A 339-nucleotide genomic window follows, 5' to 3' on the forward strand; every position below is an offset into this window, starting at 1 on the left:
GTGTTAAGACTGCTCTTGCTCCATCCTCTGCTAATACACCGGAACATTCTCCTTTGTGATTATGGATTCCTGATTGTCTGGTATTCAGGCATCTACAATGTTCTGTTACCAATGGTGGTGGAGACAAATCTACAAAATGAAGTGTTCCCTGTTGAACACCTGTAGTCAGGGTGTGTGCGATCTGATGTCCGACTCTTCCTCTCCTGCTGTTGAGATTCGCATAGCCCAGATCAATGCTGTCCCCTTCTCTTGCAAGTTTGTAGCCGAGCTTTGTATTCTCTTTAATTGGAACACCTACATCATATAATCCTGTCTTGCCGCCCATTCCACCTGCCTGTG

General features: G+C 45.7%; 1 pseudogene. It reads right to left on the bottom strand.

The annotated features are described in order from the left end of the window. Window positions 1–339, bottom strand: a pseudogene (locus G4407_RS17330) (DNA (cytosine-5-)-methyltransferase); the annotation flags it as partial.

This window comes from Allocoprococcus comes (genome assembly GCF_013300725.1).
GTDB lineage: Bacteria > Bacillota > Clostridia > Lachnospirales > Lachnospiraceae > Allocoprococcus > Allocoprococcus comes_A.